Genomic DNA, 23,828 nt, shown 5'->3' with positions numbered 1-23,828 from the left:
GCCCCTTTTCCCGGGTCGCCTTTGCGTGATACGCGCCTCCCCACCTCCGGAGAGCGACCCCTCATGCCCGATACCCTCCCCCCCAAGACCGACTACGTCGTTGCCGATCTCTCCCTCGCCCAGTGGGGCCGCAAGGAGATCGAGATGGCCGAGGACGAGATGCCCGGCCTGATGGCGACGCGCCGTGAGTACGGCAACAGCCAGCCGCTGAAGGGCGCCCGCATCGCCGGCTGCCTGCACATGACCATCCAGACCGCCGTGCTGATCGAGACGCTGAAGGCGCTTGGCGCCGATGTGCGCTGGTCCTCGTGCAACATCTTCTCCACCCAGGACCATGCCGCCGCCGCCATCGCGGCCACCGGCACCCCGGTCTTCGCGGTGAAGGGCGAGACGCTGGAGGATTACTGGCACTACGTGCAGCGGACCCTGGAATGGGCCGATGGCGGCGAGCCGAACCTGCTGCTGGACGATGGCGGCGACATGACGCTGCTGGTGCATTACGGCCTGCGCGCCGAGCAGGGCGACACCGCCTTCCTCGACAAGGCCACCAATGAGGAAGAGACCGTCTTCTTCGCCCTCATCAAGAAGCTGCTGAGCGAGAAGCCGGGCTGGTTCGCGAAGCTCGCCGCTTCCATCAAGGGCGTGTCGGAGGAGACGACGACGGGCGTGCACCGCCTCTACGCCATGGCGAAGGAGGGCAAGCTGCTCTTCCCCGCCATCAACGTGAATGACAGCGTCACCAAGTCGAAGTTCGACAACCTCTATGGCTGCCGCGAGTCGCTGGTGGATGCCATCCGCCGCGGCACGGACCTGATGATGGCCGGCAAGGTCGCCTGCGTCGCCGGCTTCGGCGATGTCGGCAAGGGCTCCGCCGCCTCGCTCCGCAACGCGGGCTGCCGCGTGATGGTGACGGAGATCGACCCGATCTGCGCGCTGCAGGCGGCGATGGAGGGCTATGAGGTGGTGACGATGGAGGATGCCGCGCCGCAGGCCGACATCTTCGTCACCGCCACGGGAAATGTGGACATCATCACCATCGACCACATGCGCGCCATGAAGAACCGCGCCGTGGTCTGCAACATCGGTCACTTCGACAGCGAGATCCAGGTTTCGGCGCTGCGCAACCTGCAGTGGACGAACATCAAGCCGCAGGTGGACGAGATCCGCTTCCCCGACGGCAAGAAGATCACGCTGCTCTCCGAAGGCCGGCTGGTGAACCTGGGCAATGCCACGGGCCATCCCTCCTTCGTGATGTCCGCCTCCTTCACCAACCAGACGCTGGCGCAGATCGAGCTGTGGACCAATGGCTCGGCCTACGGGAAGCAGGTCTACACCCTGCCGAAGCACCTGGATGAGAAGGTGGCCTTCCTGCACCTGGAGAAGGTGGGCGCGAAGCTGACGAAGCTCTCCCGGCAGCAGGCCGACTATATCGGCGTGCCGCAGCAGGGCCCCTTCAAGGCCGAGCAGTACCGCTACTGAGGCGCCAACGCCCCTCCGGGCAGGAGGGGCACCCGCTTTCCCGCCGTGCAACGGAGCGGTGCAACGGGGCGGCCCATCGGGCCGTCCTTTTGCATTTTGGCCACAACTGTGGCCCACAAACCAAGGCGTTGCCGTGTAGTGTTTCCCCGCTGCATCAACTCTTGCTCGGGAAGACCATGCCGCGCGCATCTGCCGACCGATCCGCCAGCGCCGCCCCGGCGCCCGGGATGAACCCGTTCGGCGCGCCCACCGGCATCCGTCGCTTTGCCTCTCCGGCGGTGAAAGCCGCCCTGAAGCGGCGGGGTGGGCAGCTGCTGGGCATGATCGCCGGCCTGCTCGGCCTGGCGGTACTGGTGGCGCTGGCCAGCCACAACCCGGCCGATCCCTCTCTCTCCACCGCGACGAATCGCGCTCCCACCAACCTGGCCGGCCCCTTCGGCGCCATGGTGTCCGACGTGCTGCTGCAGGGCTTCGGCTGGGCCGGCATCCTGCCCGCCGCCTGCCTGCTGACCTGGGCACTGCGGCTTTCCACCCATCGCGGCCTTGCGCCCTTCGCCGGGCGCCTGGCCGCGCTGCTGGCCGGGCTGCCGCTGCTGGCCGCCGCCCTTTCGGCCAGCCCGCTGCCCTCGCCCTTCCCGGGCGGCACGCCGGGCGGCGCCATGGGCCCGCTGGTGCGGGAAGCAGTGGACGAGACGATCGGCGCCGTCTTCGGCCCGCTGGGCAATGTGCTCGGCAATGCGGCCATCGCCGGCATGGCCGCGGTGGCCGTGGTGCTGGCCCTGGCTGTCCCGCTCTCCTCCTGGCGCCGGGCCGGGGGCGCAGCCGCGCGCCGCAGCCGGGGCATGGCCGGCAACATCCTGCGCCGCCGTGCCGAGGCGCGCGCGCGTGCCGCCGAGGCCCGCCATGCCCGGGACCGCCTGAGCCACCGCCATGAGGAGCCCGAGGCCAGCCCCGGCCGCATGGCCCGGCTGCTCGGCGCGCCCGGCGCCCTGGCCGGGCTGATCCGCCGCCGCGCGGAGCCCTCCCCCCAGCTTTCCGCCCTGCTCCGCGCGGCCGATGCCGCGGCCGAGGAGGCGCCCGCCCCGCGCCCTGCGCCGAAGCGCACCCCCCGGCCCGCGCCGGAAGCCCCGCGCGCCGAGGAGGAGCGTGCGGATGCCCCGCGCATCGCCGACCGCGTGCTGCCCGCCCGTCGCCTTCCGATCAGCGAGACGGTGAAGAAGGGCGATGATGGCAAGTTCCGCCTGCCGCCGCTCTCGCTGCTCGCCCCCGCGCCGCCGCGCCGCGATTCCGGCCCTTCGCGCGAGGCGCTGGAGGAGAATGCGCGGCTGCTGGAATCCGTGCTGGACGACTACGGCGTGCGCGGCCGGATCGTGGATATCCGCCCCGGTCCCGTCGTCACGCTCTATGAGCTGGAGCCGGCGCCGGGCACCAAGTCGGCCCGCGTCATCGGCCTGGCGGATGATATCGCGCGCAGCATGTCCGTGCTCGCCGTGCGTATCGCCACCGTGCCCGGCCGCAACGTGATCGGCATCGAGATGCCGAACGCCAAGCGCGAGATGGTCTACTTCTCCGAGATGATGGAGGCGGAGGACTGGTCCCGGAACTCGGGCAAGCTGCCGCTCGCGCTCGGCAAGGATATTGGCGGCGCGCCTGTCGTGGCCGATCTCGCCCGCATGCCGCATCTGCTGATCGCGGGTACCACCGGTTCGGGCAAGTCGGTCGGGATCAACACCATGATCCTGTCGCTGCTCTACCGCTTCGGGCCGGATGAGTGCCGCTTCATCATGATCGACCCGAAGATGCTGGAGCTCTCGGTCTATGACCGTATCCCGCATCTGCTCGCGCCCGTGGTGACGGAACCGCCCAAGGCGATCGGCGCGCTGAAATGGACGGTCCGCGAGATGGAGCGCCGCTACAAGGCGATGAGCCAGCTCGGCGTCCGCAACATCGGCGGCTACAACGAGAAGGTCACCGCCGCCGCCACGCGCGGCGACCAGCTGACGCGCCGCGTGCAGACCGGCTTCGATCCCGAGACGGGCAAGCCGGTCTTCGAGGACCAGCCGCTGAACCTGCAGGCCCTGCCCATGATCGTCGTCGTCATCGACGAGATGGCGGACCTGATGATCGTCGCGGGCAAGGAGATCGAGGCGGCCGTGCAGCGCCTGGCGCAGATGGCGCGCGCCGCGGGCATCCACGTGATCATGGCCACGCAGCGCCCCTCGGTGGATGTCATCACCGGCACCATCAAGGCGAATTTCCCGACGCGCATCTCCTTCGCGGTGACGAGCAAGATCGACAGCCGCACCATCCTGGGCGAGCAGGGCGCGGAGCAGCTGCTGGGCCAGGGCGACATGCTGCATATGGCCGGCGGCGGCCGCGTGAACCGCGTCCACGGCCCCTTCGTCTCCGACGAGGAGGTGGAGCGCGTGGTGGACTTCCTGCGGGAGCAGGGGGAGCCTGCCTATATCGAGGAGGTCACGGAAACCGAGGACGAGGAGGAGGGCGGCTCCATGCCGGCCTTCGATGGCGGCGGCGAGAAGGGCCTCTACGAGCAGGCCGTTGCGCTCGTCACGCGCGAGGGCAAGGCGAGCACCAGCTTCGTCCAGCGCCACCTCAACATCGGCTACAACCGCGCCGCCAAGCTGATCGAGCAGATGGAGCGCGAGGGCGTGGTGGGCCCGGCCAACCATGTCGGCAAGCGCGAGGTGCTCGCGCGCGCCAGCGTCGATGACTGAGCAGCACCGCTTCGCCCCCTCCGGCGGCATCCCGAATTCAGGATGGCCGCTGGTGGTCTGGCGTGGCGTGCTGACCGCCGGTGCGGAGGCCATCACGGCGCATTTCGCCGGGCATGGCTGGTCCAACGCATGGACCAACGGCGTCTTTCCCTTTCATCACTTCCACAGCATCGCGCATGAGGCGCTGGGCGTGTCCCAGGGCGCGGCGCGCATCCGCTTCGGCGGGCCGGAGGGGCGCAGCATCACTCTTCGTGCCGGCGATGCGGTGGTGATCCCGGCCGGTATCGGCCACTGCCGCGAATGGGCCAGCGAGGACTTCGAACTGGTCGGCGCTTATCCGGGCGGTGCGGAATACGATATCTGCCGCGGCGATCCCGCCGAGCTGGAGGAGGTGAGGGCAAGGATCGCGGCCGTGCCGCCGCCGCCCTGCAACCCGGTTGACGGAAAACCCATGCCGGGCTGGACGTGATGCACCGCACCGCCTCGCGCAAATGTCAGATGCTCCGGCGGCATGCCGGCATCGCAGCCTCGCGCCACCCCGCGCGTTCCTGCCGAGCTTGGATTAACCTCGGTGTATTCCCAAATGGCTTCCTCCCGGGCGGCTGGTCGCCCACCGTCCAGGTTTGAAGACAGGATGATGTCAGCCTTCGTTCGGCCGTCCCTCGGCCGAGAGACTGCTCTGCCCCGTGTCATGGCCGAGCTACGAGGCCGTTTCAGCGCCCTGCCTGTGGATCACGGTCCGGTCCCGCCGGATGCGCTGACGGTCGCCTCCTACAATGTCCACAAATGCGTCGGCCTGGATAAGCGCTTTGACCCCTCGCGCATCGCCGATGTGATCGCCGAACTCGGCGCCGACATCCTGGCGCTGCAGGAGGCGGATCGGCGCTTCGGGCGCCGGGTCGGGCTGCTGGACATGGTCGGCATCGAGCGCCGCACGGGGCTGCGGCTGGTGCCGCTTTCCGTCATCCCGCAGGGCCATGGCTGGCACGGCAACGCCCTGCTCGTGCGCGGCGGCCATGCCGTCCGGGTCCGGCGCCTGGCCCTGCCGGGTGGGGAGCCGCGCGGCGCGGCGGTGGTGGACCTGGAATTCCCGGCCGGGCCGCTGCGCGTGGTGGCCGCCCATTTCGGCCTTTTGCGGCGCCACCGCTCCCAGCAGGTGGAGGCCATCCTTGGTTCCATCGCCGAGGATGACCACATCCCCACCGTGATGCTCGGCGACCTGAACGAATGGCGCCCGGGCCGCCGCTCCTCCCTGCGGGGGCTGGAGGGCAGCTTCGGCACGGCCCGGCCCGGCCCGGCGACCTTCCCAAGCCGGATGCCGGTCTTCTCGCTCGACCGGATCCTGGGCCGCCCGCACAACCTGGTGCGGGCGCTGGAGGCGCACGATACACCGCTTTCGCGTATCGCCTCCGACCATCTTCCCCTGAAGGCGAGGCTGGACCTCGCGGCCGCCTTCGGGGAGGCGAGGCCGCCCGCCTCCTTGGCCGACGCCGCCTGATGGCGCGCTTCCCCGATCCGGGCAGGGAGGCGGGCTTGATGCTCGCGGACCTCCCGGCGAGGGCTGGGGCTCAGGCCGGGCAGGGCAGCGCCGTCGCGCTCATGACCAGCGGGCTGGCGGCCTTCGCCGCGCGCGTGCAGGCCGCACGGGCCGCCACCGCCAGCCTTGACCTGCAATACTACATCTGGCGCGACGACCTGACCGGCCGCCTGCTGGCGCGCGAGGTGATGCGGGTGGCCGATCGTGGCGTGCGCGTGCGCGTCCTGCTGGACGACATGTATGCCATCGGCCGCGAACGGGTGCTGACGGCCATGGACGCGCATCCCAACATCGAGGTGCGCCTGTTCAACGCAACGACCTGGCGTCGCTTCGGCCAGCTCGGCCTGCTGCTGGAGATCGCATTCGGCGGCTGGCACCTGAACCGCCGCATGCACAACAAGGCCTGGATCGCCGATGGCCAGCTGGCCATCTGCGGCGGCCGCAATATCGGGGACGAGTATTTCGACGCGTCCGGGGAGTTCAACTTCCGTGACCTGGACCTGGCTATCTGCGGCGAGGCCGCGGCTTCCGCCCAGCACATCTTCGAGCGCTACTGGAACCACCGCCTGGCCCGGCCGGTCACCGAGGTTTCCCAGCTGCCGCGCCGGCGGAACGGGCTGCGCGGACTGACGGCGAGGCTGGAAGCCGCCTGGCGCGCGCCCGAGGCCAAGCCCCTGTTCGAGGAGCTTCGCGCCGATGCCGATGTGGCGGAGGTGCTGAAAGGCGACCCCTCCCGCCGCTCATCGGTGGGGCCGCATGACATCCAGGTGCTCGCCGATCCGCCTGAGAAGGCCCTGGGCCTCGCGCCCGAGGCCGACTGCCTGGCCACCACCATCCTCGCGGTGCTGCGGACGGCGCGGCAGGAGGCGCTGCTCATCTCCCCCTATTTCGTGCCGGGTGCCGAGGGGGCCGCCCTGCTGGAGGATCTGGCACGTCGGGGCGTGCGGATCTCGGTCGTCACCAACTCCCTGGCCGCCACCGATGTCGTCGCGGTCCATGGCGGATATGCCCGCTACCGGGAGCGGCTGCTGGAGGCCGGGGTGGAGCTGCATGAGCTGAAGCCCTCCGGCGAGGAAGGGGCGAGCGTCTTCGGCTCCCGCGGTGCCAGCCTGCACACCAAGGCGCTGGTGGTGGATTGCGAGACCGCCTTCGTCGGCTCCTTCAACCTCGATCCCCGCTCCGTGATGCTGAACACGGAGATGGGGACCTTCGTCCACCACCCCGAGATCGCGCGGCAGCTCTGCGCCGAGCATGGGCGGCTGGCCGAACCGGCACGGAGCTGGCGGGTGACGCGCAGCGGGTCGGGCCTGGCCTGGACCGCCGAGGTGGGCGGGGCGGAGGTCACCCGTCATGTGGAGCCGGACGCCTCCGTCTCGCGCCGCATCCTGGCCAGGCTGGTGGGGATGCTGCCCCTGGAGTCCCAGCTCTGACAGGGCTTTGAGCGGACCTGCCCTTGTGATGCCGCCGTGCCGGGCCCTTTTGTGGACGGCCTGCTGACCGGAGGGCCCATGCGCCGCCTGTTCCCCGCCTTGATCCCTGGCCTTGCCCTGGCGGCCCTGTCCAGCGGCGCCCTTGCCCAGAACCGCCCGGCCACCTTCCCCACCCGGGACGTGACCGTGGAGTACCGGGTGCTCGGCAATGCCTCCCCGCAGACGCCCAGGGAGTTCACCGTGGCGGCCCTGGCCTCGGAGGGGCGGCTGCGGGTGGAATCCCCCTCCATGCCCGCCTGGGCGCTGGCGGACCGCCGCACCGGGCGGACGGAGATGGTGATGGACTCCATGCGCGTGGTGACCCCCAGCCCGATCCGCCAGGAGGAAGCCATGCGCTATCTGCGCCTGGCGGAGAACACCCGGCTGACGCGCCTGGGCCAGGCCAGCCAGGCCGGCCAGAGCTGCACGAACTACCGCTGGGAGGAGAGGGGCCAGCGCGGCACCGCCTGCCTGACGGCGGATGGCGTGCTGCTGCGCGGCGTGAACGAGCGGGGCGAGGGGGTGGAGGCCACGCGGGTGCAATACACCCGCCACGACCCCGCGCGCTTCCGCGTTCCCGAGGGCTATCGCCGCGTCGATCTCGGCGACATGGCCCGGAGCCTCGGGCTGGGGCTGCCGCGCCGCTAGGCCACCCGGGGGCGGCCCGACGGCGGCCTGCTCAGCCGAAGAATACCTTTATGAAAACCAGCAGGAGCACCACTGCGACGATCCCCCAGACGGTGGCCTTGGTGAACATGGCCCAGCCGGTCTGGCGCTCGGCGATGATGTCCTTGGACTTCACCTCAACATAGTCGATGTGCTGCTCGGCCTCGGCCATGGGGTCCACCTCGTGATGGGCCGCACCGAAAGAGGGCGGCGTCCTGTCAGGTCGTTTCTGTAGGCAGCGCCGCGAGAGCGGGCAAGGGGTTGGCGAAGGCGCCCTCGGCCATCGGCACATCCAGCGCCACGCGCCCCCCCTCCAGCCGCGCGGCGCCGGAGGCCACCCAGGCCAGGGCGGCCGGGTAGAGGCGGTGCTCCTGCCCGAGGACGCGGCCCGCGAGGGCAGCTTCGTCATCCCCGGGCAGCACGGGTACGGCGGCCTGGGCGATCACCGGCCCTTCATCCACGCCCGGCGTCACGAAATGGACCGTGCAGCCATGCAGCCGCACCCCGGCTGCCAGGGCCCGGGCATGGGTATCCAGCCCGGGGAAGGCAGGCAGGAGGCTGGGATGGATGTTCAGCATCCGCCCGGCCCAGGCCGAGACGAAGCCCTCGGTCAGCACGCGCATGAAGCCGGCAAGCGCGATCAGCCCGATCCCCGCCTCGTCCAGCCTCGCCTGCATGGCGGCCTCGAACCCCGCGCGGTCCTTTCCGAAGGGGCGGCTTTCGACCACGGCTGTCGGGATCCCGGCCTCCCGCGCCCGCTCCAGCCCGGCGGCATCCGCCTTGTTGGAGAGGACGAGCGCGAGTTCCGCCGGGTAGTCCGGATGGCGTGCCGCCGCGATCAGCGCCCCCAGATTGCTGCCGCGGCCCGAGATGAGGACCGCGACGCGCCGCTTCAGTTGGGCCATGCGGCGGAAAGGCCTTCCATCCTCACCTCGGCCTCGTCCTTGCCTTCGCCCTTCGCGGCCTCGATGCGGCCGATGCGGTGGGCGGTTTCGCCGTGCTCCTTCAGCATGGCGATGGCGGCATCCGCCTTCCCGGCCTCCACCACCAGGCACATGCCGATGCCGCAGTTGAAGACGCGCAGCATCTCCTCCGGCTCCACCCCGCCGGTGCGGGCCAGCCAGCCGAAGACCGGGGGCACGGGCCAGGCCTTCGCATCCACCACCGCCACCGTGTTCCCGGGCAGCACGCGCGGCAGGTTGCCCGGCAGGCCGCCGCCGGTGATATGCGCGGCCGCCTTGATCAGCCCGGCGCGGTGCAGCGCCAGGACCGGCTTCACATAGATGCGGGTGGGCTCCAGCAGCGCCTCGCCCAGGGTCTTGCCCTCGGCGAAGGGGGCGGGGCCGGTCAGCGCGGCCTTCCCGGCCTCCACGATGCGGCGCACCAGGGAATAGCCGTTGGAATGCACGCCGGAAGCGCCGAGGCCCAGCACCACGTCGCCCGCGCCCACATCGCCAGCCGGGAGCAGCGCGCCGCGCTCGGCCGCGCCCACGGAGAAGCCGGCCAGGTCGTAGTCGCCCTTGTGGTACATGCCGGGCATCTCCGCGGTCTCGCCGCCCACCAGGGCGCAGCCGGCCTGCCGGCAACCCTCGGCGATGCCGGAGACCACATCGGCCGCCTGGGCCACGTCCAGCGCCCCGGTTGCGAAGTAGTCGAGGAAGAAGAGCGGCTCGGCGCCCTGCACCACCAGGTCGTTCACGCACATGGCCACGAGGTCGATCCCCACGGTGCCGTGGTGGTTGGCATCGATCGCGAGGCGCAGCTTGGTGCCCACCCCATCCGTGGAGGAGACGAGGACGGGGTCCTGGAAGCCGGCCGCCTTCAGGTCGAACAGCGCGCCGAAACCTCCGAGCCCCCCCATGGTTCCCTTGCGGTCCGTGGAGCGAGCGAGGGGCTTGATCCGGTCCACCAGCGCGTCACCGGCCTCGATGTCCACCCCGGCGTCGCGGTAGGTCAGTCTGGTCATGGCGGTCCTTGATCGGCTATCCCCAGGGGCGAACCAGCTTGTGGTCCACGGGGAGCGGCTTATGCCCGAAACAGACGGTCGCGGAACCCTTCATGTCCGGTGTTCCGGTGCAATCCACCCGCCGAAGGGGGGTGCGATTCGCCGCCCGGCGACAGCCCGCGCGATCCTGGGCGCGGTGATGGGGCTGGCCCTGCTGGCGGCGCCCTCCTTCGCCCTGGCCCAGGATGATCCGGCGGTGCAGCGGGGCGTCCCGGCCGAGGCCACGGCCGCCAATGCGGTGCTGGCGAAGGAGCGGGCGATCGCGAATGCCCAGCGCCTGGCCTACCAGCGCTACGCGGCCGCCACGGGGGCGAATCCGAATGCCTCGGCCGCCCAGATCGAGTCCATGGTCTCCAGCATGGTGGTGGAGCAGGAGCGCTCCACGCTGAACGGCTATTCCGGCCGCTACACCATCCGCTTCCGTGGCGGCTCCTCCGGTGGGGGCGGTGGTGGCGGTGGCGGTGGCGGTGGCGGCGGCACCTCCACGGCAAGCGCGCCTCCTCCCTCCTCTTCCGGCGCTTTCTCCGGCCCGTCCGGCGCGCCGGCCAGCCTGCCCCTGGCCTCCTATGTCGAGGCCGGGACGAGCTTCCGCTCCTTGGGAGAGTGGCTGGCCCTGCGCCGCCAACTCCTGGCCCAGCCTTCCGTGGGCAGCGTGGACATCCTGGCCATCTCCATCGATGGCGCGCGTCTGCGCCTGGGCCTGCGCAACACGCCGGGCGTGGCGGCGCAGGAACTGGCGGGCGGCGGTGTGATCCTGGCGCCAAGCCAGCCGCCCGGCCCGGACGGGCTGCCTGTGCCCGGCGCCGGCCCGGCCTGGCGCGTCGGTCTTACCGGAGGGGCGTGACACGGCCGGTGACCCAGCGCCCATTCCGGAGCCCCGCCCCGGGCCGGGGGACGGCGAGGCGGCCCGGGCCGCAGAAAGCGCGCTCCTCACCCTGCCGAACATCATCACCCTCGCGCGGCTCTGCGCCGTGCCCGCGGTGGTGTGGCTGGTGATCCAGCGCCGGCTGGACATCGCCTTCCTGCTCTTCGTCGGGGCCGGGATATCGGATGCCGTGGATGGATGGCTGGCGCGGGTGCGCAACGCCCGCTCCTTCATCGGCGCCGTGCTGGACCCTGTGGCGGACAAGGCGCTGCTCGTCTCGGTCTACGTGACCCTGGCCATCATCGGGGTGCTGCCGGACTGGCTGGCCATTCTCGTCGTGTTCCGGGACCTGCTGATCGTGGGCGGGCTGCTCCTGCTCGCGCTCATGGGGCTGCGCCCGGCGATCCAGCCGCTCTTCATCTCCAAGCTGAACACCGTGGCCCAGATCACCCTGGCCGGGGTGGCGCTGATGCTGGCCGGGTTCCAGCTGGAGGCGGGCTGGCTGCTGGCGGCGCTGATCGCCGCCGTCACCGCCACCACCATCGCCTCCGGCCTTGCCTATGTACGGGACGCGGCCCGCGCCCTGCCGAAATGAGCGGCCTGCCCACCCCGCTTCCGCGCCCCGAGCTCCCCCGCTCCCCCGGTCCGCGCAACGCCACCAGGGCGCAGCGGCTGGGCCTGGTCTTCGGGCTGCTCTCGGCGGCCATTTTCTGCCTCTGGTTCTTCTCCGCCATCCTCACGCCCTTCGTGCTGGCGATCTGCGTGGCCTATTTCCTCGATCCCCTGGCCGCCCGCCTGGCACGGATCGGGGTGCCGCGCTGGCTGGGGGCGGGGCTGCTGGTGGCAGGGCTGATGGCGCTGGCGCTTCTCGCGCTGCTGCTGCTCTACCCGCTGCTCATCTCCCAGATCGGCACGCTGCTCGCCCGCCTGCCGGCCTATGTCAGCCGCATCGGCGCCACGCTGCAGGACGCGCTGGCCGCGGCCGAGGAGCGGATGAAGCCCATGGTGCTGGACCCGCGGCTGAAGGACCTCGCGGTCTCGCAGCTCGGCTCCATCCTCGTCTGGCTCGGCACCTCGGCCACGCGGCTGATCGGGGGCGGCTACGCGCTGTTCAACGTCTTCACCTTCGCCGTGGTCACGCCGATCGTCGGTTTCTACCTGCTGCGGGACTGGCCGCGGATCATCGCCCGGATCGAAACCTGGCTGCCGCGCCGCAACGCCGCCGTCCTGCGCCAGCTGGCGCATGACACGGACCGCGTGCTCTCCGCTTGGCTGCGCGGGCAGCTTCTCTGCTGCGCGATGCTGGCCGTCTACTACGCCCTCGTCCTCTCGGCGGTGGGGCTGGAACTGGGGCTGCTGGTCGGGCTGCTGGCGGGGCTGTTCACCTTCATCCCCTATGTCGGCTCCATGACGGGAATGGCCACCGCCATCCTGCTGGCCATCGGCCAGTTCGGGAACTGGCGGGACGTGGCCATGGTGGTGGGCGTCTTCCTCACCGGCCAGATCGTGGAGGGCTACATCATCTATCCCCGCCTGCTGGGGGACCGGGTGGAGCTCCACGCGGTCTGGGTGATCTTCGCCCTTTTCGCCGGCGGGGTGGCCTTCGGCTTCCTCGGCGTGCTGCTGGCCGTGCCGATCGCGGCGGCCATCGGGGTGCTGGCGCGGTACTGGCTCCGCCGCTACCTCGAAAGCCCGCTCTATCTAGACCCGCCCCGGACAGGGGGCTGACCAGCCATGCCCCGCCAGCTCGCCTTGCCGCTGCTTCCGCGCGCCGAGGCGGAACTCGATCCGATTCCGGATTCGTCCAACGCCGTGGCCCGCACCTGGCTTGGCGATCCGGGAAGCTGGCCTGCGGGGCGGCTGGTCCTGCATGGGCCGGAGGGCAGCGGGAAATCCGCCTTCCTGGCCCAGGCCGCGCGCCGACTAGGCCTGCGCCGCCTCTCCGGCCCCCATCTGCGCGGCGTGCCGGATGGCGCGCCGACGGCGCTGGACGACGCCGATTGCGCGGCCGAGGAGCCGGCGCTGTTCCACCTCATCAATGCCTGCGCCGCCGGCGGGCATCTATTGCTGATGGCAGGGCGGGAGCCGCCCTCGCGCTGGGAGGCGCGGCTGCCCGATCTGGCCAGCCGCCTGCGCGCCACGGCCGCCGCCCCGCTGGCCCAGCCCACCGATGCCCTGCTGCGCGCCCTGCTGGCCCGGCATTTCGCCCGCCGCCAGCTGCGCGTGGAGCCGGCGATCCAGGATTGGCTGCTCGCCCGTCTCCCCCGGGAGGCGGCGGTGCTGGCCGAGGCCGCGGCCCGGCTGGACCGGGCGGCCCTGGCCGATGGCGGCCGCGTCACCCGTGCCCTGGCCCGCAGCAGCCTGGCCGGGCTGATCGATGGCAGCGGCACCGGCGCCCCGGATGAGGAAGGCTGGGAAACTTCCGGTGACGATTCCGTGGCAAGTGTGGGGATAGCCTCCGCTTCCATGGGCACCCTGCTGTAGCTTCCCGCCATGGACGCGAAGACAGAATCCACCCTGCCGGAACCCGGAACCCCCAGGAGCGATTCGCCCGAGGCACCCCGGCTGCGCATGGCCGCACGCCAGGCCACCCCGCGCCCGGCCCGGGCCGGGTCGCGGCCTGCCCGGGCCACAACCCTCGCCCCGCCCAGCGCCGAGGCAGCACCGGAGCCGCCCCCGCCGGAGCTTCCCCCGATGGAACCCTCGCCGCCCCCGTCGCCCCAGGGCAACCCGCTGATGAGCGAGACCGGACGCTTCATCAACCGGGAGCTCTCCTGGCTCGCCTTCAACGAGCGCGTGCTGGAGGAGGCCGCCAACCCGGCCCATCCGCTGCTGGAGCGGCTGCGCTTCGTCGCCATCTCCTCCTCGAACCTGGACGAGTTCTACTCGGTGCGCGTGGCCGGGCTGATGGGGCAGGAGCGGGCGGGCATCACCGCCATCTCGCCCGATGGCCTCAGCCCCGCCCAGCAGCTCTCCGCCATCCATGACCGGGCGGGGCGCCTGCTCACCCGCCAGCAGCAGGCCTGGCTCGACCTGCGCGGCAGGCTGGCCGAGGAGGGGATCCATGTCAGCGACACCTCCGAGCTGTCGGAGGCTGACCGCGAATGGCTCGCCGCCTGGTTCATGGACCGGATCTTCCCGGTGCTCACGCCACTGGCGGTGGACCCGGCGCATCCCTTTCCCTTCCTGCCGAATCTTGCCCTCTGCCTCATCATGAAGCTGGTGCGGGAGGAGGATGGCGGGACCATGCGCGCCATCCTGCCCCTGCCGCCGCAGCTGGACCGCTTCATCCGCCTGCCCCCGGCCTCTGCCCCCCGCCCGGATGGCGGGCGGGAACCGGCGCGCTTCGTGCTGCTGGAGGAGGTGATCCTCCTCAATCTCCGCCGCGTCTTCCCCGGCTACATCCTGGCCGAGCGCGGGCTGTTCCGCCTGATCCGCGACACCGACGTGGAGTTCGAGGAGGAGGCGGAGGATCTCGTCCGCTCCTATGAATCCGCGCTGAAGCGCCGCCGCCGCGGGCGTGCCATCCGCCTCTCCGTCATCGCCAACACGCCGGTGGATATGGTGGACCTAGTGGCGGAGGAGCTGGACGCGCCGCGGGCGGAGATCTTCACCCTGGACGGGCTGCTGGGCCTATCGGACCTGACGCAGCTCATCCTGGACGACAGGCCCGACCTGCTCTTCAAGCCCTACACCCCGCGCTTCCCGGAACGCATCCTCGATTTCGGCGGGGATTGCTTCGCGGCGATCCGGGCGAAGGACATCATCGTCCACCACCCCTACGAATCCTTCGACGTGGTGGTGCAGTTCCTTCGCCAGGCGGCGCGGGACCCGGCGGTGGTGGCGATCAAGCAGACCCTCTACCGCACCAGCCGCGACAGCCCGATCGCGCGCGCGCTGATCGAGGCCGCCGAGGCCGGCAAGTCCGTCACCGCCATGGTGGAGCTGAAGGCGCGCTTCGACGAGGAGCGCAACATCGCCCTCGCGCGGGAGCTGGAGGCGGCGGGCGTGCAGGTGGTCTACGGCTTCGTGGACCTGAAGACCCACGCCAAGGTCTCGCTGGTCGTGCGGCGCGAAGGGGGCGGGATGCGCTCCTACGCGCATTTCGGGACCGGCAACTACCACCCCGTCACCGCGCGCATCTACACGGACCTCTCCTTCTTCACCGCCGATCCCGGACTGACACGCGATGGCGCGCGGCTGTTCAACTACATGACCGGCTATGCGCGGCCGGAGGCGATGGAGAGCCTGGCCTTCGCCCCGCTCACCATTCGCCCCGCGCTGATGGGGCTGATCGAGCAGGAGATCATCAATGCGCGGGAAGGGCGGCCCTCCGGCATCTGGCTGAAGATGAACTCCCTGGTGGACGAGACGCTGATCGACGCCCTCTACCGGGCCAGCCAGGCCGGGGTGAAGGTGGATTGCATCGTGCGCGGCATCTGCTGCCTGCGTCCGGGGGTGAAGGGGCTTTCGGACAACATCCGGGTGAAGTCCATCGTCGGGCGCTTCCTGGAGCACTCGCGCATCTGCGCCTTCGCCAACGGCCACCGCCTGCCCAGCCGCCGCGCGCGCGTGTTCCTCAGCAGCGCGGACTGGATGGCGCGCAACATGGACTGGCGGGTGGAGACCCTGGTGCCGGTGGAGAACCCCACCGTGCACGCCCAGGTGCTGGACCAGATCATGGTGGTGAACCTGAAGGACCGCGACCAGTCCTGGGAACTGCACCCGGACGGCACCTACCGCCGCGTGGAGCCGGGGCCGCAACCTCTATCGGCCCATGAGTATTTCATGACAAACCCCTCCCTCTCCGGCCGGGGCAGCGCCCTCCATCGCGCCCCGCGCAGCCGCGCGCCCGCGCGGCGCCGCCCGGACCGCGTGGCACAGGACTGAGACATTTGGACTTTCCCGACGGATATGCGCCCATCCCCCCCGGGGGGAACCTGGCCCTGCCACGTTCGGGAGTGGTCGATCTCGGATCCAATTCCGTCCGCCTCGTGATCTTCGAGGGACGCGGGCGTAACCCCGTGACCATCTTCAACGAGAAGGCGGTGCTGGGGCTGGGGCGCGGACTGCAAGCCACCGGCCGGCTGAACGCGGTGGCGGTGGAGGGGGCGCTCACCATCATGGGCCGCTACCTGGCCATCGCGCGGGCCATGCATGCCGATCCGCTGGAGGTGCTGGCCACGGCGGCGATGCGCGATGCCGCCAATGGCCCGGCCTTCGCCGAGGCGCTGCGGGCGCGCCTGCCCGGCGTGCCGCTCCGCATCCTCTCTGGGGTGGAGGAGGCGGCGATGTCCGCCGATGGCGTGCTGCTCGGCGTGCCCGGGGCCGATGGCATACTGGGCGATATCGGCGGCGGCAGCCTGGAACTGGTGGACCTGGCCAATGGGCGCCCCACCGATTCCGTCAGCCTGCCGTTGGGCGTGATCCGGCTCAACGAACGCTCGGGCGGGGATCCCACGCGGGCGCGGGGCATCGCGGAGGAGGCGCTTTCCGACGTGCGCTGGCTCTCCCGCGGGCGGGACCGGGACCTCTATCTCGTCGGCGGCGCCTGGCGCGCCCTTGCCAAGGTGCACATCACCCAGACCGGCTATCCCCTCTCCATCGTGCATCACTATGTCCTCCGGCGGGAGGAGGCGCGGGACCTCTGCGCCGCCGTGATCGCCGCCGGGGACAGGGCCGGTCGCCTGCCCGGCGCGCCTTCCAAGCGCGCGGCGGACCTTCCCTACGCCGCCGTCGTGATGCGCCGCCTGCTGCGGCAGACCGGGGCGCGGCGCGTGGTCTTCTCCGCCAACGGGCTGCGGGAGGGCTGGTATTCCCGCCTGCTGCTGGGCGCCGTGCGCAACCAGGACCCGCTGCTGGCCGCCGGCGCCGATCTCTCCGCCCGCTTCGGGCGCGACCCGGCCATGGCCGAGGCGCTGGTGAACTGGACCGCGCCGCTCTTCCCCGATGAGGCGCCAGCGGAGGCCGCGCTGCGCCAGGCCGCCTGCCAGCTCTCCGACACGGGCAGCCACGACCATCCGGACTACCGCGCGGAGCAGGCCTTCCTGCGCGTGCTGCGCCAGCCCGGGGTGGGGCTGGACCACCATGCCCGCGCCTTCCTCGCCCTGGCCACCGCGCTCCGCTACGACGCGGGGGACTCCGTCATGCTGGAGCCCGCGCGGCGTCTTCTCGGCCCCACGGCGCAGCAGCGGGCCGAGCGAATCGGGGCCGCGCTGCGCCTGGCCTACACGCTTTCGGGCGGCACGCCGGCCCTGCTGGCCGGCACCTCCCTCATTCCGCGCGGCGGCCGGCTGATCCTGCGGCTGGTGGAAGGCAGCGGCGTCTTTGCCGGGGAAAGCGTGCAACGCCGCGTGGACAGCCTGGCCGCGGCCATGGGGCTCGAAGCCATGGTGGAGGTCGCGCCACAGGGCTGAGGCGCACGCAGGCAACAAGGCTTGGCGCGGGCGCTGGCGCGCGGCCCGCGGCCGGTGCAGTTTGTTCCTGATGCCCGAACGGCTCGCCAGCAGCACGAATCATGGCCAGGGCCTGGCAAGGCTTGCCGGGCCGGGCATCCGTGCGCGCCTTGTCCTGCTCGTGCTGGCCACTGTCCTGCCCGTGCTCGGCTTCGCCGGCCTCGTCCTCTGGCGCTTCGCCGAGGCACAACGGGATCTGGTGGAGCAATCGGTCCTCACCCGGGCCGAGGGCGTGGCGCGGGCGATCGATGCCGAATTCGCCTCCCTCACCTCCGCGCTCCGGGCCGTCGGCGTCACCACCGCCTTCCAGTCCGGCGACCTGGAGGGCGTCCATCGCCATCTCGTGGCCGTGGCGGGGGACCTTCGGGGATACCTGTCCCTGCGGGATGCGGAGGGGCACCTGCTCCTGCACACCGCCTTCCCCTTCGGCCATCCACTCGCCGCGGTGCCGCGCCCCGATTGGGCCATGCCGAAGGAGGGCGCGCCGGAGGAGCCGCAGGTGATCGACCTGTTCGGCGGCACCCGCACCGGCTCGCCGATCTATGGCGTGTCCCTTCCCGTGCGGGACGCCGCCGGGCGCCGCTACCTGCTCGGCGCCGGGATGCGGGCGGACCGCCTGTCGGAGCGCCTGGCCGGGGAGGTGCGGGAGCCCGGCTGGTCCGCGATGGTGGTGGACCGGAACCAGCGGATCGTGGCCCGCGCGCCCGTTATCCCGGACCTGGTGGGCCGCCAGGCAGGCGCGCGCTTCCGCCAGGAGCCGCATGGGATTCAGCGCGGGCGGACTGTCGAGGGCGTGCCGGCGGTGATCGCCCATGCGGAAACGAGCACCGGCTGGACCATCGGCACCAGCCTGGAAGCCGAGGTGGTGGACGCCCCCGTGCGCCAGGCCGTCTGGGCACTGCTTGGCGTGGGCGCGCTGCTGCTGGCATGTGCGCTGCTGCTGGCCCTATGGGCCGCCGCGCGAATCGCGCGCGCCACCCGCACCCTGTCGGCCGCCGCCGTGGCGCTGGGGCAGGGGGAAGCTGTTCCAGCCGTCCGGACGGCGGTGCGGGAGGTGGACCTGGTCGGCGATGCCCTGTCCCGCGCCGCTTCCGCCCTTGCCGTGCGGGACGCGGCCCTGCGTGAGCGCGAGGCACAGCTCGCGCAGACGCAGCGCCTGGCGCGGGTGGGGGGCTTTGAGATCGTCGTCACCTATGATGCCGAGGGGCGCCCGGCCTTCCACAATCATCGCTCGCCCGAATACCTCGCCTTGCATGGGCTGAAGCCTGAGGCGGCGGAGGAGCCGCATGGCGCATGGCTCCGCCGCATCCACCCGGAGGACCGGGCCCGCGTCTCGACCCATTTCGCCGCCTCGGTGGAGGGAACAGGCACGGATTACGTCTCCGAATACCGCGTGATGACGCCGGCCGGCGAGATGCGCTGGATTTCCGCCCTGGCTGAGATCGAGCGGGACGCCACGGGTAGGGCCACGCGGCTCCGGGGCGTGCATGTGGATGTCTCCGCCCTCCGCCGGACGGAGGCGGAGCTGGCGGAGAACCAGGCCGCGCTCGCGGCGGCGGAGGAGCGGCTCCGGCTCGCCCTCTCGGCCGGTGGGCTGGTCGCCTTCGACCTGGACCTGACGACGGGCCAGGCCGTGTACTCGCCCGGGCATTTCGAGCTGCTGGGCCTGCCCGAGCCGCCCGACCTCCGGAGCGACGTGGGCATCTGGAAGGCCGCGATGCACCCGGACGACCAGCCCATCACGCCGGAGGACTGGGAACGGGTGGTGGCGGAGGGGCGCTCGGTGACGCTGGAACACCGGCTCATCACCCCAAGAGGCGTGCGCTGGATCTCGATCAATGGCCGCGCCATGCCCGGCACCGGTCGCTTCGTCGGCGTCTATGCCGATATCACGGAGCGCCGGGCCGCCCAGGCGCTTCTGGAAACCCGCGTGGCCGAGGCGGTGGCAGCGGCGGAAAGCGCCCAGGCCCAGCTTGCCCAGGCGCAGAAGATGGAGGCGCTGGGGCAGCTGACGGGCGGCGTGGCGCATGACTTCAACAACCTTCTGCAGGTCGTGGCCTCCGGCGCCGCCCTGCTGGCCAAGCGCCCGGCCCTGGCCGAGGACCGCAGCGCGCGCCGCCTGCTGGATGGGGTGGCTGGCGCGGCCGAACGCGGCGCGGCGCTGACCCGCCGCATGCTGGCCTTCGCGCGGCGGCAGGAGCTGCGGATGGAGGCGGTGGATTCCGCCGTGCTGATCGGCTCGATGCGGGATCTCCTGGCACGCAGCCTGGGCCCGGCGACGCCGCTCGACATCGACCTGCCGGATGGGCTTTGGGCGGCCCATGCCGATCCGAACCAGCTTGAGCTCGCCCTGCTGAATCTCTGCGTCAATGCGCGGGATGCCATGCCGCCGGACCGCTTCCCACAGGGGCGCGTGCGCATCGGCGCCCGCAATGCGCCCGCAGGCCCGCGGGAGGGCAGCCCGGGAGCCGGGGACCCACCCCCCGTGAGGGATTGCCTGGTCATCACCGTGACGGACCAGGGGGCGGGCATGGATGCCGAAACCCTGGCCCGGGCCACCGAGCCCTTCTTCACCACCAAGGGGGTGGGCCGGGGCACCGGGCTCGGCCTGTCGATGGTGCATGGGCTCTGCGCGCAATCCGGCGGGGCGCTGCGGCTGATCAGCGCCCCGGGCGAGGGCACCGTGGCCGAGATCTGGCTCCCCCGGGCCGAGCCCGGGGAGGAGCCTGCCCCGGCGCAGCCCGGCGGGGCCGTGGTCGCGGGCCCTGCGCGGCGCCTGCGGGTGTTGGTGGTGGATGATGATCCGCTGGTGCTGGCCAGCAGCGTGGCCCTTCTCGTCGATCTCGGCCATTCGACGCGGGAGGCGGATTCGGCCGGCGCGGCGCTGGCCTTGCTGCAGCAGGGAAGGTGGGCGGACCTGGTGCTGACGGACCATGCCATGCCGGGCATGACGGGCATGGAGTTGGCGGCGCGGATCGCCACCCTCTGCCCCGGCCTGCCGGTGATCCTCGCCTCGGGCTATGCGGACCTGCCGGCCGGCATGGCACCGGATCTACCCCGGCTGGACAAGCCTTTCGGGCGGGAGGCGCTGGCGGCCGCACTGGCACGGATGTTCCCGGCCGGGGAAGCGGCGGAGGCCGCCTCGCCCGGTTGAAGGCGGAGTCCCGAAAACGTCACCATGGCCGCGCCATGGCCGGGCGCGTTCCGGGAATCAGGGCCATCCGGGCTGCCTTGCCAGGGCGTGAACGCGCCTCACGCCTTGTTGCAGCGCGCAATGCTTGGCCCCGCGCCCTGGGGCTGCGATCCCCTGTGGCGAAAATCGACGAAGCCGGAGCCGGGAACCATGACCGACGACCACCGTTCCTCGCCGATGCGTCCCATCAGCCTCTACCACCTCAACCCCCTTCTGCTCGGCCCGCTTTCCGGCTGGGGCACGGAGCTGGAGCGGATCGCCGCACTCGGCTTCCACGGCGTCTGCATGCCGCCGCCCCTTTCACCCGGACGGTCCGGCGACCTGATGGAGGTGGCGGATCATGACCGCCCCCATCCGCTGCTGGAGGCCGGCACGGATGGCACCGCCGCCATCGCCGCCATCGCCACGGCCTGCCGCGCGGCGGGGCTGGAGCTCTGGCTGGATTTCGCCCCGCAGCACGTGGCGGCGGATGGAGCGCTGCCCGCGTCCCGGCCCGACTGGTTCCTGCGCCCGGATGCAGCCCTGCCCGATCCGCGCGGCGGCCCCGTGCCGCTGGGGATGCTGCGGCTGGATCTTTCGGCGGAAGGGCCTCTGGATTTCTGGGAAAGCCGCCTGCGTGACTGGGTGGCAGCCGGGGTTTCGGGCTTCCGCGCCCTGCGCCCGGGCGAGGTGCCGGCACCGGTCTGGGGCCGCCTGATCGCGGCCGTGCCGGAGGCCGGCTTCATCGCGTGGAACACCGGCATGCCCTGGCATGAGGCGGCGGCGCTCCGCGGGGCGGGCTTCGGCTGGCTGGCTTCCTCCCTGGCCTGGTGGAATGGGCGCGATCCCTGGTTCATGGAGGAATGCCAGGCACTTGGCGCACCGCTGATGGGCTTCCCGGAAGTGCCATTCGGCACCCGTGCCGCCATGGATGAAGGGGATGAGGCCGCGCGTGCGCGCTCGGCCAGCCTGTCCCTGCACCTGGCCGCCACGCTGTGCGACGCGCTGCTGGTCCCCCAGGGCTTCGAATACGGCGCCCGCCGCCCCTCCGATCCTTCCCAGGGCAGGCCCGGCGACTGGGCCTGGGTGCATGAGAACGCGCCCTATGACCTCTCGGACGAGATCCGGGAGGCGAATGCGCTGCTGAAGCGGCTTGCCCCGCTGGCGGGGGCGGGGATGCGCCCGCTGACCGGCGCGGGCGCGCCGGTGCTGGCCGTGCTGCGCACGGCGGATGATCCGCGCGTGGCCAGCGCCGCGACGCTGGTGATCGCCAACCCGGATCGCCGCGCCTCGGCCAGCCTTGCGCCGGAAACGGTGCTGCCGGGCATTGGTGGCGGGCCCGGTCCCTTCCGGGGGGCCGATGGCGCGGAGATGTTCACCCCCGGCACCTCCATCCTTCTCTCCCCCGGCGAGGTGAGGGTGCTGGAGGGCGGGCGCCCGGAGCCGGTGGTCCGTCCCGCCGCCACGCGCATGCCACCCGAGCAGGGCGTGCTGATCCCGCGCATCGGGATCGAGGCCGTGACGCCGCTGGTGGATGGCGGCCGCTTCCCCGCGAAGCGCATCATGGGCGAGGTGGTGACGGTGGAGGCCGATATCGTCGCCGACACCCATGCCACCTTCGGTGTCGCGCTGCTCTGGCGCCCCGCGGACGAGAAGAACTGGCGCGAGGTGCGGATGCAGCCCCTCGGCAATGACCGCTGGACCGCGAGCTTCCCGCTGGAGCGGATGGGCCGCTACCTCTATGCCGTGGAGGCCTGGCTGGACGTCTTCGCCGGCTATCGCGACGAGCTGTCGAAGAAGCACGCGGCCGGCGTGAACGTGACGCTGGAGCTGGAGGAAGGCCGGCGGCACGTGGTGAAGGCCGCGGCCCGCCCAGGCCTTGCGCGCAAGGGGTTGCTGGCGCTGTGCAAGGCGCTGGAGACGGCGGAGGAGGCGGAGCGGCTGACCATGCTGCTCGCGCCCGAGACGGCGCGGCTGATGGCCGTGGCGGACAACCGCCCGCATCGCGTTCGGCAGAGCCCGGTGGCCGGGATCGAGTCCGAGCGCATCCAGGCGCGCTTCGCCAGCTGGTACGAGCTGTTCCCGCGCAGCCAGTCGGGCGACGAGAACCGCCACGGCACGCTGGACGACGTGATCGCGAAGCTGCCGCGCGTGAAGGCGATGGGCTTCGACGTGCTCTACTTCCCGCCCATTCATCCGATTGGGCGGAAGAACCGGAAGGGGCGCAACAACACGCTGACCCCCGGGCCCGAGGATGTGGGCAGCCCCTATGCCATCGGCTCGGATGAGGGCGGGCATGACGCGCTGCACCCGGCCCTGGGCACGATGGATGATTTCCGCCGCCTGGTGGCGGCTGCCTCCGAGCATGGGCTGGAGCTGGCGCTGGACTTCGCCATCCAGTGCTCCCCCGATCATCCCTGGCTGCGCGAGCACCCGGAATGGTTCGACTGGCGCCCGGATGGCACGATCAAATACGCCGAGAACCCGCCGAAGAAATACGAGGACATCGTCAATGTCGACTTCTACGCGGAGGGCGCGAAGCCTTCCCTGTGGGTCGCGCTGTACCAATCCGTGAAGTTCTGGGTGGAGCAGGGGGTGAAGACCTTCCGGGTGGACAACCCCCACACCAAGCCGCTGCCCTTCTGGGAATGGATGATCGGCACCATCCAGGCCGACCACCCCGACGTGATCTTCCTTTCGGAGGCCTTCACGCGGCCGAAGGTGATGTACCGGCTGGCGAAGAGCGGCTTCAGCCAGTCCTATACCTACTTCACCTGGCGCGAGACGAAGAAGGAGATGGCGGAATACCTGACGGAGTTGAGCACCACGGCGCCGCGCGACTTCTTCCGCCCGCATTTCTTCGTCAACACGCCCGACATCAACCCGCGGCACCTGCAGACCGGCGGCCGGCCGATGCATCTCTCGCGCGCCGCGCTGGCCGCGACCCTCTCCGGCCTCTGGGGCGTCTATCAGGGCTTCGAGCTCTGCGAGGCGACGCCGCTGCCGGGCAAGGAGGAGTATCTGGACAGCGAGAAGTACCAGATCCGCGCCTGGCCGGACCGCCGGCCCGGTGACATCGTGGACGAGGTGACGCGGCTGAACATGATCCGCCGCGCCAACCCCGCGCTGCAGACCCATCTCGGCGTCACCTTCCTGCCGGCCTGGAACGACAACATCCTTTTCTACGAGAAGGCAACCGAGGACCGGTCCAATGTCTTGCTGATTGCGGTGAGCATGGATCCCTCCCAGCTGCAGGAGGCCGGCTTCGAGCTGCCGCTGTGGCGCTGGGGCCTGCCGGACCATGCGGGGCTAGAAGCCGAGGACCTGATGCGCGGCCAGCGCTTCGCCTGGCACGGCAAGACCCAGCACATGCGCCTCGACCCCGCCGACCTGCCCTTCGCCATCTGGCGCGTGCGCCCCCTCGGCGCCTGAGACGAGACCGGAA

The 23,828-nt window shown here is 71.4% G+C and carries 17 protein-coding genes; 14 read left to right on the top strand and 3 right to left on the bottom strand.

Annotation, left to right across the window (positions count from 1 at the left end; translation table 11 throughout):
- Positions 1 to 63: 63 nt before the first annotated feature.
- The 6 genes from ahcY to J8J14_RS01665 all read left to right on the top strand — a co-directional run bounded on the left by ahcY (position 64) and on the right by J8J14_RS01665 (position 7,868).
- Entirely contained in the window at positions 64 to 1,479 is a 1,416-nt protein-coding gene (gene ahcY, locus J8J14_RS01690) for an adenosylhomocysteinase (RefSeq protein WP_209377661.1), read from the top strand.
- A 227-nt stretch (positions 1,480 to 1,706) separates the two neighbouring features.
- Positions 1,707 to 4,214 carry an FtsK/SpoIIIE family DNA translocase gene (locus tag J8J14_RS01685; RefSeq protein WP_245215242.1) on the top strand — a complete coding sequence of 836 codons (2,508 nt, stop codon included), beginning with the start codon at positions 1,707 to 1,709 and terminating at the stop codon, positions 4,212 to 4,214.
- A complete protein-coding gene (locus J8J14_RS01680; RefSeq protein ID WP_209377659.1) occupies positions 4,207 to 4,683 on the top strand; it encodes a cupin in 477 nt (158 codons plus the stop codon). Before J8J14_RS01685 ends, J8J14_RS01680 begins: the two co-directional genes overlap by 8 nt.
- Positions 4,684 to 4,905: 222 nt before the next feature.
- Positions 4,906 to 5,712: an endonuclease/exonuclease/phosphatase family protein gene (locus J8J14_RS01675; protein ID WP_209377658.1), complete on the top strand. Its 807-nt coding sequence runs from the start codon at positions 4,906 to 4,908 to the stop codon at positions 5,710 to 5,712.
- A 38-nt stretch (positions 5,713 to 5,750) separates the two neighbouring features.
- Positions 5,751 to 7,181 (top strand): phospholipase D family protein, encoded by a 1,431-nt coding sequence (locus J8J14_RS01670; protein ID WP_245215241.1) that lies wholly within the window; start codon positions 5,751 to 5,753, stop codon positions 7,179 to 7,181.
- A gap of 78 nt (positions 7,182 to 7,259) precedes the next feature.
- Positions 7,260 to 7,868 carry a hypothetical protein gene (locus tag J8J14_RS01665; protein WP_209377656.1) on the top strand — a complete coding sequence of 203 codons (609 nt, stop codon included), beginning with the start codon at positions 7,260 to 7,262 and terminating at the stop codon, positions 7,866 to 7,868.
- Positions 7,869 to 7,899: 31 nt separating this feature from the next.
- Here J8J14_RS01665 and J8J14_RS01660 read toward each other — a convergent pair whose 3' ends face one another.
- The 3 genes from J8J14_RS01660 to purM are packed head-to-tail and all read right to left on the bottom strand — an operon-like array spanning position 7,900 to position 9,852.
- Complete coding sequence (locus J8J14_RS01660; protein ID WP_209377655.1) at positions 7,900 to 8,058, bottom strand: aa3-type cytochrome c oxidase subunit IV; 159 nt, start codon at positions 8,056 to 8,058, stop codon at positions 7,900 to 7,902.
- Between the two features lie 46 nt (positions 8,059 to 8,104).
- Positions 8,105 to 8,791 (bottom strand): phosphoribosylglycinamide formyltransferase, encoded by a 687-nt coding sequence (gene purN, locus J8J14_RS01655; protein WP_209377654.1) that lies wholly within the window; start codon positions 8,789 to 8,791, stop codon positions 8,105 to 8,107.
- Positions 8,779 to 9,852, bottom strand: coding sequence for a phosphoribosylformylglycinamidine cyclo-ligase (gene purM / locus J8J14_RS01650; protein ID WP_209377653.1), 1,074 nt, complete (start codon positions 9,850 to 9,852; stop codon positions 8,779 to 8,781). The genes purN and purM overlap by 13 nt, the downstream gene beginning before the upstream one ends.
- Before the next feature lie 61 nt (positions 9,853 to 9,913).
- On the opposite strand from purM, the gene J8J14_RS01645 reads away from it, so the two are divergent.
- The 8 genes from J8J14_RS01645 to J8J14_RS01610 all read left to right on the top strand — a co-directional run bounded on the left by J8J14_RS01645 (position 9,914) and on the right by J8J14_RS01610 (position 23,815).
- On the top strand, positions 9,914 to 10,735 hold the full coding sequence (locus tag J8J14_RS01645) for a hypothetical protein (protein ID WP_209377652.1): 822 nt from the start codon (positions 9,914 to 9,916) through the stop codon (positions 10,733 to 10,735).
- A gap of 22 nt (positions 10,736 to 10,757) precedes the next feature.
- The gene (locus J8J14_RS01640) at positions 10,758 to 11,351 is read left to right on the top strand and encodes a CDP-alcohol phosphatidyltransferase family protein (protein ID WP_209377774.1); all 594 of its coding nucleotides are present in this window, start codon (positions 10,758 to 10,760) and stop codon (positions 11,349 to 11,351) included.
- Complete coding sequence (locus J8J14_RS01635) at positions 11,348 to 12,484, top strand: AI-2E family transporter (RefSeq protein WP_209377651.1); 1,137 nt, start codon at positions 11,348 to 11,350, stop codon at positions 12,482 to 12,484. The genes J8J14_RS01640 and J8J14_RS01635 overlap by 4 nt, the downstream gene beginning before the upstream one ends.
- Positions 12,485 to 12,490: 6 nt before the next feature.
- On the top strand, positions 12,491 to 13,240 hold the full coding sequence (locus J8J14_RS01630; RefSeq protein ID WP_209377650.1) for a P-loop NTPase family protein: 750 nt from the start codon (positions 12,491 to 12,493) through the stop codon (positions 13,238 to 13,240).
- A 210-nt stretch (positions 13,241 to 13,450) separates the two neighbouring features.
- The gene (locus tag J8J14_RS01625) at positions 13,451 to 15,646 is read left to right on the top strand and encodes an RNA degradosome polyphosphate kinase (protein WP_209377773.1); all 2,196 of its coding nucleotides are present in this window, start codon (positions 13,451 to 13,453) and stop codon (positions 15,644 to 15,646) included.
- 5 nt (positions 15,647 to 15,651) lie between these two features.
- The gene (locus J8J14_RS01620) at positions 15,652 to 17,172 is read left to right on the top strand and encodes a Ppx/GppA family phosphatase (RefSeq protein WP_245215240.1); all 1,521 of its coding nucleotides are present in this window, start codon (positions 15,652 to 15,654) and stop codon (positions 17,170 to 17,172) included.
- A gap of 70 nt (positions 17,173 to 17,242) precedes the next feature.
- Positions 17,243 to 20,365: a PAS domain-containing protein gene (locus J8J14_RS01615; RefSeq protein ID WP_209377649.1), complete on the top strand. Its 3,123-nt coding sequence runs from the start codon at positions 17,243 to 17,245 to the stop codon at positions 20,363 to 20,365.
- Positions 20,366 to 20,554: 189 nt separating this feature from the next.
- Positions 20,555 to 23,815 (top strand): maltotransferase domain-containing protein, encoded by a 3,261-nt coding sequence (locus tag J8J14_RS01610; RefSeq protein WP_245215239.1) that lies wholly within the window; start codon positions 20,555 to 20,557, stop codon positions 23,813 to 23,815.
- The last annotated feature ends 13 nt before the right edge of the window (positions 23,816 to 23,828 follow it).

Source organism: Pararoseomonas baculiformis (assembly GCF_017813395.1).
Taxonomy (GTDB): domain Bacteria; phylum Pseudomonadota; class Alphaproteobacteria; order Acetobacterales; family Acetobacteraceae; genus Roseomonas; species Roseomonas baculiformis.
This window is presented reverse-complemented; position numbering and strand designations above follow the sequence as displayed.